At 41.1% G+C, this 9,779-nt stretch carries 11 protein-coding genes; 3 read left to right on the top strand and 8 right to left on the bottom strand.

Annotation, left to right across the window (positions count from 1 at the left end):
* From KGY70_12050 to KGY70_12040, 3 genes are all read left to right on the top strand, one after another.
* On the top strand, positions 1-1,163 hold a 1,163-nt coding region (locus KGY70_12050; GenBank protein MBS3775914.1), incomplete at its 5' end, for an FAD-dependent oxidoreductase.
* A gap of 82 nt (positions 1,164-1,245) precedes the next feature.
* Entirely contained in the window at positions 1,246-2,964 is a 1,719-nt protein-coding gene (locus tag KGY70_12045) for an FAD-dependent oxidoreductase (GenBank protein ID MBS3775913.1), read from the top strand.
* 227 nt (positions 2,965-3,191) lie between these two features.
* Positions 3,192-3,437 (top strand): glycoside hydrolase family 99-like domain-containing protein, encoded by a 246-nt coding sequence (locus KGY70_12040; protein MBS3775912.1) that lies wholly within the window; start codon positions 3,192-3,194, stop codon positions 3,435-3,437.
* An 81-nt stretch (positions 3,438-3,518) separates the two neighbouring features.
* Here KGY70_12040 and KGY70_12035 read toward each other — a convergent pair whose 3' ends face one another.
* From KGY70_12035 to KGY70_12000, 8 genes are all read right to left on the bottom strand, one after another.
* Positions 3,519-3,698, bottom strand: coding sequence for a hypothetical protein (locus KGY70_12035; protein ID MBS3775911.1), 180 nt, complete (start codon positions 3,696-3,698; stop codon positions 3,519-3,521).
* Positions 3,699-3,943: 245 nt separating this feature from the next.
* Complete coding sequence (locus KGY70_12030) at positions 3,944-5,401, bottom strand: sulfatase (protein ID MBS3775910.1); 1,458 nt, start codon at positions 5,399-5,401, stop codon at positions 3,944-3,946.
* 234 nt (positions 5,402-5,635) lie between these two features.
* On the bottom strand, positions 5,636-5,854 hold the full coding sequence (locus tag KGY70_12025; GenBank protein ID MBS3775909.1) for a DUF2283 domain-containing protein: 219 nt from the start codon (positions 5,852-5,854) through the stop codon (positions 5,636-5,638).
* Between the two features lie 70 nt (positions 5,855-5,924).
* Positions 5,925-7,001 (bottom strand): DUF362 domain-containing protein, encoded by a 1,077-nt coding sequence (locus KGY70_12020; GenBank protein MBS3775908.1) that lies wholly within the window; start codon positions 6,999-7,001, stop codon positions 5,925-5,927.
* A gap of 75 nt (positions 7,002-7,076) precedes the next feature.
* A complete protein-coding gene (locus tag KGY70_12015) occupies positions 7,077-7,223 on the bottom strand; it encodes a hypothetical protein (protein MBS3775907.1) in 147 nt (48 codons plus the stop codon).
* Between the two features lie 395 nt (positions 7,224-7,618).
* Positions 7,619-8,008: a HEPN domain-containing protein gene (locus tag KGY70_12010; protein MBS3775906.1), complete on the bottom strand. Its 390-nt coding sequence runs from the start codon at positions 8,006-8,008 to the stop codon at positions 7,619-7,621.
* On the bottom strand, positions 7,998-8,324 hold the full coding sequence (locus KGY70_12005; protein ID MBS3775905.1) for a nucleotidyltransferase domain-containing protein: 327 nt from the start codon (positions 8,322-8,324) through the stop codon (positions 7,998-8,000). Before KGY70_12005 ends, KGY70_12010 begins: the two co-directional genes overlap by 11 nt.
* A gap of 798 nt (positions 8,325-9,122) precedes the next feature.
* A partial coding sequence (locus tag KGY70_12000) for a zinc-binding dehydrogenase (GenBank protein MBS3775904.1) occupies positions 9,123-9,779 on the bottom strand: 657 nt, incomplete at its 5' end.

Here is a 9,779-nt window from a genome sequence, read left to right as displayed (position 1 = left end):
TTATTGATGCGACTTATGAAGGGGATCTAATGGCTGCTGCCGGAGTCACTTATACAATCGGGAGGGAATCTAATTACAAATATGGAGAAACCCTGAATGGTGTACAGGCGAATAAAATTAGCCTTTCATTAAGAGGAACGGTCTCAAGAAACGGTAAACACCATAATTTTGTTACTGGTGTTGACCCTTATGTTGAGGAAGGCGATAAGTCAAGTGGTCTTTTACCATACATTAATGAAGATGGGCCTGGAATTACAGGAAGTGGGGATAAAAAAATTCAGGCATATTGTTTTCGTATGTGTTTGACAGACAATCCTGAAAATCGTATTCCATTCGAGAAGCCGAAAGGATATAAGGAAATAAATTATGAGTTGCTTTTCAGAAACTATGAAGCAGCAGATAATTTAGAAGAAATGTATGATTATGGAGGTACACCTTATCTTCCATGGATAAATTCATCAATGCCTAACGATAAAACCGACACCAACAATAAATATGGCTTTTCAACTGATTTTATAGGGCAGAACTACAATTATCCTGAAGCCACCTATGAAAAGCGAAAAGAAATTATTAAGGAACATCGTAAGTATCAGAAAGGTTTAATGTGGACCCTTGCCAATCATCCCAGAATTCCAGAGAAAGTTAGAAATGAAATTTCACGGTGGGGAACATGTAAGGATGAATTTGAACGGAAAGATGGATGGCCGAATCAGCTTTATATTAGAGAGGCCAGACGTATGATTGGTGATTATGTTATGACCCAACACAATTGTGAAGGTTTGGAAGTAGTCAAAGATCCTGTAGGACTGGCTGCTTATGGAATGGATTCACACCATACACAACGTTATGTTGATGCGAATGGTTACGTACAAAACGAGGGTAATGTAGAATGCCATGTGCCTAGTCCATATCCAATTGGTTACAGGTCCATAATTCCTAAAAAAGAGGAAGTAAATAATTTGTTAGTACCTGTATGTGTTAGTGCATCCCATATTGCTTTTGGCTCCATACGAATGGAACCCGTTTTTATGGTTTTGGGCCAGTCTGCGGCTACTGCTGCTTCTTTATGTATAGATAACAATGCTGATGTTCATGAACTTTCTTATAATAGTTTGGAAAAGGCATTGTTGAAACATAAACAACGTCTGGAACCAAAAAAATAAACTGCAAGATCATTGGACTTAAAGGTAATATAACTTTAGATTTCTTTAAGCACAAAATGTTTTTAAATCCTTATGTTTAGAAATGGACAGACGAGATTTTATTGAAAGGATAGCAATGGGTAGTGTAGCCGTAAGCTCACTGCCTTTATTGAGTTTTTCAAATCACATTTTTGGGAGAGGCAATTTTACAAAAGGTCTGCCTGATAAGCTTTCAGCAGATTTAGTGATAGCTGGTGGTGGCCTTGGAGGTATAGCCGCTGCTTTGGGAATGTTGCGTAATGGGTTAACTGTTATATTGACAGAAGAAACTGACTGGATCGGGGGTCAGTTGACCCAGCAAGGGGTTCCTCCGGACGAACACAGGTGGATCGAGTCCCACGGAGCTTCCCGGTTATACCGGGATTTTCGAAAAGCAGTACGGGACTATTATAAACGAAATTATCCCCTCACGGAAAAGGCAGAGAACCGCAGTCATTTAAATCCCGGTGACGGTGCGGTATCACGCTTATGTCATGAACCCCGTGTGGCCCTTGCTGTTTTACTGGATATGCTGGCCCCTTATTTAAGTTCTGGCAAGTTGACCCTTCTTTTGGAGCATAAAATTGTAGCTGCTGACGTAAATGGAGATCATGTTCGTGCCCTTCAGATTAAAAGTATCCGTAGCGGGAAAATGGTAACGCTTAACGCACCTTATTTTGTGGATGCAACAGAATTGGGTGAATTGTTGCCCCTGACCGGAACGGAGTATATTTCCGGGGCGGAATCCCAAGAAGAAACCGGTGAATTGCATGCTGCAGAGGAAGCGGATCCAACAAACAATCAGGCTTATACCCATTGTTTTGCTATGGATTATATTTCAGGTGAAAACCATGTTATATCTAAACCCAGGGATTATGATTTTTGGCGAAATTTCGAACCTGAGATGAAACCTCCCTGGCCGGGAAAACTGCTTGAATTGAATTATCCCGACCCTTCTACGCTTGAACCGAAAAGGCTGGGTTTTCATCCCGAAGGGAAGAAAACAGGTAATGCTCTTAACCTATGGCTTTATCGGCGAATCATTAATCCGGAAAATTTTAAGCCGGGTACTTATAAAGGAGGCATTACACTTGTAAACTGGCCCCAGCAAGACTATTTTCTCGGGAATATCATCGATGTGCGCGAGGAAGAATTTGAAAAACATATCCAACAGGGTAAACAGTTAAGTTTATCCCTGTTGTACTGGTTGCAAACTGAAGCTCCAAGGCCTGATGGCGGGAAGGGCTGGCCCGGATTACGACTTCGCAGAGATATTATGGGCACAGAGGACGGTCTGGCCAAATATCCTTATGTTCGTGAATCCCGTAGGATTAAAGCAGAATTTACCATTCTGGAGCAACATGTTGGAGCCGAAAACCGGGCCATGATTACGGGGGAAGAGTCGGTTGATAAAGCAGCAGACTTTTACGACAGTGTAGGCATTGGCTATTACCACATTGATTTGCATCCCAGTAGTGGAGGTGATAATTATATAGATTTTAGTTCATTACCTTTTCAAATTCCATTGGGAGCTCTATTACCAAGGCGGATGAAAAATTTACTTCCTGCTAATAAAAACATTGGTACTACGCATATAACAAACGGCTGTTATCGCCTGCATCCGGTAGAATGGAGTATTGGGGAAGCGGTAGGGATATTGGTTGCATATGCCATGAAAAAAGATGTGATTCCGCATACAGTAAGGAAAAATAAACAGATGTTGAATGATTTCCAAAAGTTTATCAGAACACAAGGGATCGAAACTCATTGGCCAAATAAATAGATGTTTGATTTGAAACTATTTTAGCTTGGATCATTCATTTTGTTTGCAACTGGGGTGGTGGGAATAATTCGGGCTAAATAATAAACTTGTTTTATCATGAAAACAAATGAAAAACCGTATATACCTATTTCCCTTTCAATATTGTTTCTGGGGTTGCTTATAGTAAAATGCACCCACACCCCTGAAGCAAAAAGTGGTATTGCTCAATAAGAAGGTTCTGACGACGGATATATACTGTAGCAGCCTATTATTGGCCGACTTTACATTACGAATCCCGAAGCCGCGAGGTTTTCTGGAACGAAGGGACAGGAGAGTGGGAGATGGTTCAAAAGGCCAGGCTCCGATTCGAAGGGCACTATCAAACCCGGATACCACTATGGGATTATGAAATGGGTGACAATCCAGAAGTAATGGAAAAGAAGATTGATGTTGCAGCCTGTTTTTTCCATTTTTTCGCTTGGGAACCTGGTTAAATATTGGGAATGCCTCTGGCTGAATGCCAAACCCTGATGATCTCGACTTTATGTTTATTATTATTTACTCTATAAACAATCCTAAAGCCATCTCTTTAGGTCTTCTTTGACCTGCTTATGAGGTATACCTTTTTCTTCATCGAGTTCCTTTAACCCTTTACGCACTCCTGCAATGAAATTGACTCTTTCCTGAATGTCTTCCCAGCTAGCATCTTCAGGAAGTTCTTGAATTATCTTTATTGCAATCTCTTTAGTAGTCATGAGTATCCTTCATTTTTTATAGAAGGGTTTTGAGTATCTAAATTACATATTTGTAACTCATTATGTTCATAAAATAAGAAAGGGATTCAAAATATTAGAATAATAGAACACGGATAACACAGATATTATTGATTGACACGGATATTTTATCTGTGATTATCTGTTTAATCTGTGTCATCAGTGTTCTATATTAAATATTCATCAATCACCAGACAAGTTTTGATACTTGTCATTTGGGATTTTTATCAGTGAATCAGCCTTTCATCTTGTCTGTTAAGCGAAGGCCTTCGGAAACGCACATCAGTGGCTCCGTTTTTTTCGAAGAAATCAAACATCTCATTGTGCATTTTTCTCACCCGTTCCTGATGTTCGGGAGCATCAATCAGGTTATGCATTTCGTTCGGATCGGTTTTCAGGTCATAGAGTTCATTTTTGTCCCAAACTCCGTGATAATAGATGTATTTATAACGGTCTCCCCGTATGGCATAGGTAGTTGGAGTCTGCGGAAAGGCCTGCTCCCAGAAATACTGATAGACGAACGTTGAACGCCATTCAACCTGTTCTCCCTTAAGCAGGGGCAGGAAAGACCGGCCGTCTATCTTATGATCCTCAGGCATTGAACCACCCGCAATGTCAAGGAAAGTTGGGGTCAAATCGATGTTTAGTACATTTTCTTCAACCGTTGAACCTGCTTCTACAGTACCTGGTCCCCAGGCCAGCATGGGAACCCGCATCGACTCTTCATAGGCCTGCCTTTTGTCGATCAGTCCGTGCTCGCCCAGCATGAAGCCGTTGTCGCCCATATATATTACCAGTGTGTTTTCGGCCAATCCTTCCTTTTTCAGGTAATCCAGCACCCGGTTAATGCTTTCGTCAACGCCCATCAGTGATTCGCTGTAGCGGGGAATGATCTCATCTATACCCTGGGGATGATCATCCCGCCCGTGATACATGTGTTCGACACCATGCCAGCTATACCGTTGCTCCCTTACCCATTCGGGTTTCCCTTCATAGTTGGATTCAATGTTTTTCATCGACTGCGGTTTTGGGATATTGACATCTTGATACATGCCTTCATGGCGCTCTGCGGGTTCGAACTCAGCATGTACCGCTTTATGAGAGAGGTAGGCGAAAAAGGGCTGATCACGGTCAATGTTGTCCAGCCAGTCAAGCGTATAGTCGGTCAACAGATCGGTTATGTAACCTTCCACTTGTTGTCTATCGCCATCAATATTAAGTGTTGGATTGTAATAGACGCCCTGTCCGCGGAAACTGACCCACTTATTAAATCCTGGTCTTGGATCATCGTTTGCATGCCCGATGTGCCACTTTCCAAAATAACCGGTCTGGTAACCTACTTCCTGAAGTGCCTGTGAGAAGAAATGTGTTCCTTCGGGCATGGGATTGCTGTTGTCCACCACTCCATGACGAAAAGGATATTGTCCGGTAAGAATAGATGCCCGGCTTGGAGAACTCAGTGATGTACTCACAAAGGCGTTGGCAATGTGTGCCCCCTCCTCAGCCATTTGGTCCATCCCCGGTGTATTTAAAAAATCCGGACTTTCCGGATGAAAACTCATGTAATCATATCGGTGGTCGTCACTCAGAATAAAAATGATGTTTTTAGCCTTTTGTGCATAGGCTGATATTATACCTATCATCATCAGCAGGTAAAAAAGTAAAAGTTGTTTGATACGTTTCATAAAATGGTTTTTTAGAGTTGATAAATATATTCAAAGGGTGAAATTAAGAAAATTTTGGAAAAGGAGTGTGATTGAAATGGCTGGAATTTTGATTCTGTTTTAGGTGTTATATTGCCAATGCCGGTAGTTTAACTTATGTTTTGCTGTTCTTTTTTATAGTTGGGTTAAATTATATATAATCACTTTCCGGCATATGTTTTTTATGTGTTATTTGGCTATTAGTAATTTAGGGAATTACCGCTTGCTGGCATTTAAAACAGTTATACCAATTATTTCACCTTTTTCATAACGAATAATTATTTCATCTTCAGTCATCTCAGAATGATCAGCGTGGCTTGGTTTCTTGAAGTGTATATAGAGTGTATCTGCTTCCTTGTCATAATTTGTCCAGACATTCTTGAACCTCATTAAATGGGGAATGATCTCTTTTATCTCATCTATTGTTGATTCCATATTATCTTTTTTTTATCGAATTTCTGTTTACTGATTTGGCAGTATCCATCTTGTCTCAAATCGTTGATTCTCATCCTAACCCATACGGCTCCACCATCCTTTCATGCGGCCTGAAATGATATTGAACTTTATTTAAGTCGGTTCCCAGGGTTTGGATCTTATCCAGGTCGCCCTGGCCCATTCCTGCCTTGTTCATTGAAGACAAATAGAGCACCTCGGCCGGATCAAAGCCCATGATTTTCGTAGTGAGCGTATCCAGTGCCAGGGAATCAATGCTTGCCAGGGCAACACGGGCATCCACCGGTGTACCTCCCATCGGACCGTTTCCTTCCATGGCTTCGAATCCGTCTATCACGCCGAGATCCGGATATATTTCCCGGGCAAGGCTGAACATATTGTAATGCAGGATGGTGTGCTTGCTTCTTTCTTTAGTGATGTGCGTGTCATGTTTATAATTGTGTTTTTTGTAGTCATGAAGGGGTGCTGCAAGCAATACATTTTTCAAGGCCAGTGTAACGAGTGCGCGATCATGGGTTTTCATTTTGGCAGCCGAGATGATATACTGATCCTTATCCAGGAATGAAGATATGATGGGCACCGGTACAGGAGCATTGTCCGGACCGAGCATATATCGTGTTACTGTCGATCCTTCGTTCAGATCGCGAAATGTAACCCCATATTCTTTCTCCAAAGGAAGGTAATTGTAATTCTTAAAGCCTGTCATTGTACCATTGCCGCTGGCAGTTGATTCACCCACAACAATTTCTCCATTCCACCGGGGTTTCAGAAAATCCAATATACCCCGCACTGCATCTACATGAGTAGCGCTAAGCGGAGTAGTGGTGCTTACAAAATTCGGCTTGACAAGGATGCGTTTCTTGCCTTCCAGTGAGGCCATGATTTCATCCTCAATGTTTTTCAGTGCTTTAAAAGTGTTATCACGGCGATCATTGCCTTTGATGAGGCTAACTTCAGCCTGATCTGTATTTTTCCGATAAACGCCCTGATGAATAGTTTGATCTGGCCCTTCATTCTGAGGATCTACGGATTTGGAAACTGCTATTCCCGGGAATAAAGAGGCCATTGTGCCAAAACCCAACATTTTTAGCATCTGACGCCGACTTATGCTATTGTTCTTTCTGTTCATATGATAGCTTTTTCTTAATTGACATGTAGCAATTGTGAATATTATTAAACCGTAAAATTATAAATTTTTGAGTTATTAATTTTCAGAAAGGGAAATTATCTTCATCAGATCAAACCATGCAGTCCCTTTGCTAAGCAATTCAAGAGAGATTCCTGTTCTGATGGAATCCTCTTTAATAGCAACCGGCTCATAACGTATAAAGAATCTTTGTTTTGTACCCATAACCTGGACAACCCAGAACCAAACAGGATATTCGCCCAAATGCACAAGGACTGAATTATTAGCAATATGAAAAGCCATGCATGTCCAGGTTATTTATCGTACCTTATCAATCTATAAAAGCATTACTCATTTATAACAAGAAAACAAAGATATAATAATGATTTCAGCTATAAATTATTGATTTTCTGCCAAAATTTGTAAGAATGTAAATGATAAGGTACTAACGGCAATAAGGTAATAAGGTAAATGGATAATGGGGAATTCCAGGGCTACTAAGGTAAGGACAATAAAAATAAGGTTTCCTGTAAGATGCTGTTCGTAATATGTTTTTCTTTCTATGTGTCCTTTTTATGTTTCCTATTGTGCCTCCGATTGCAGCTCAGCATAAAATTGAGTCAGGCATCAATGTAATTAATAATTCTGGAATATATTTTTTCAGCAACAGAAATGCTATGTTCGATTTCATCAAAATCTGGAATATTGTACTTTGGTCCGGGATAACGATTGACATCATAATAGTCGCTAATGATTATAAGATCATCAATATTAATTTCTTCCAGATCCAAATATTGTGTTACAAAATCGTATAAAACTGATAAGTTATGAGTCCTGGGAATTTTAACATTATAAAAACCATAAACAGCTTTCATGGTTTTTTCAACAGCCTGCTGAATTTCAATACCGATGATGTCTGTATAATGCCTTTCTTTGATAAGTAATCTGGCGGTTTCCAGATTTTTCTCCGCAAGATTGAGCCATTCCTTGGCATATTTTTTATTCGGCATAAATGGTCTTTCCTTTGGTATAGATTTCCTTATAAAACAGGTCTCCCATCTTTATTCTCTGCAAGATTCGTTCTTCACTGTCCACAATGATGTCAAAATCTTGAGGAATATCTTTAAGATTTTTCCAGAGCGTTTTTTTTATTTCTATTCGGAGACCCCGAACTTCATTTTCAGGAATGGCTTTGACCACAAGTAAATCAATATCACTTTCCGGATTGGATTGATCGGAATTCTGGCTACCGAATAATATGATCTTATCCGGATCAAACTTTTTGATTTCCCGCACTATTTTTTGAAGAATATCCTTTTCAATCATGGTAAAGGACTCATATATATTCAATATGTAAATATATAAAAAACATTTCTGTTAGGTTAAAGAAATAAAAATAAGGTTTCCTGTAAGCCAATGTTCGTGTTGTAATACCTATTACCCCCGCCTGCCAATGGGCAGGCATGTGGTTCAAAAATATTGTTCCGTCGCTACGCCTCCTTGTTAATCTTTCGGATAATTAGTCTTTCATAATAATCCACCAAATATATAATGGCGCATAAAATCTGCATTTTATCGCGCACTCTAACGAGGCGCCGGGCATCGTTCGGCGAATGGTTGCTATCGCCATTGGCCTTCTAAGAAGGCGGCATTGAAGCTCCAGCTGTTAAAAAGTAGCTTAAGATAGTCAGAATTTATGGGATTGGTTAATCGGCTAAAACAGGTAATCTGTTTTTTTCATGTGCCTCCCCGCCGCTGCCGGGCATGTATGTAATTTAAAATAACGATGGCACGAGGGCACAAAGGAACGATAGAACGAGACCCTGATGGAACGATTCTTAAAAACCACAGGTTTTAACTTTTGTCACCTCATAGGGTTCATGCGGTTCAAAAAATATTTTAAACCATAGAAGGCATATAAGGATATATAAATATTCTTTTAGGCATGCTACGTGACAATCCCTGCCCAATGGGAGAGTATTTCTCTTTATTTGCGTTTTCCTCCTTTCGCGCTCTTTGCGTGGAGCCCTCTTCGGATACAAAAAATGACAACTTAATGACGGCAAAATGACTATAAATGACCAGTGTATTGGACTGTCAGCTTTAGCTCATGCAACATTCTAACTAATCCATTTGTACCATCGCCTTCATCACCCCATCCCGGTAGTTGGATACCAGGTCGAAGGCCTCGGGGGTCTGATCCAGTGAGTAACGGTGTGTCACCATGGAGCCGGCCTGTATCTTTCCGGCTGCCATCAGGTCGAGGGTTTCCTGAACGGTGCCGTTCTGTCTGCGCACATTAATAAAGGTGATCTCCTTTCTCCTGCCCTTGCTTTGGTCAAACGACCACCAGTCCGTTGCCGGTATACCGACGATCATGATCTTTCCGCCTGGCTTTACCAGGTCAACGGCATTATCCAGGGCATCCTGCTCTCCGCAGCATTCGAATACCACATCAAGCTGGGAGGGCTCAGCTTCATTGAACTTGCGAACAACATCCTCTTCATCGGGATTGCCGGTTTGTGTGGCGCCTGCCTGCCGGGCAATATCCAGCCGGGGATCCAGCTTGTCGGTTACATAGGTGTTCCCGGCACCGTAAGCTTTGGCTGTCAGGTAAACGCTCATCCCGATGGGGCCATGACCCAATATTCCAATATTCATGTCCTTCTCCATCCCGGATTGTTTCACCGCATAGAGACCTATGGACAGAGGCTCCGACAGGGCGCCCTCGTCCAGTGTTAAATTTTCTTGTAAAAGGAAGCAATTCTCCTCCGGCATGAC

The organism is Bacteroidales bacterium (genome assembly GCA_018334875.1).
Classification (GTDB): Bacteria; Bacteroidota; Bacteroidia; order Bacteroidales; family UBA12077; genus JAGXLC01.
The sequence above is the reverse complement of the archived record's forward strand: the minus strand, read 5'-3'. Positions and strand labels throughout refer to the sequence as shown.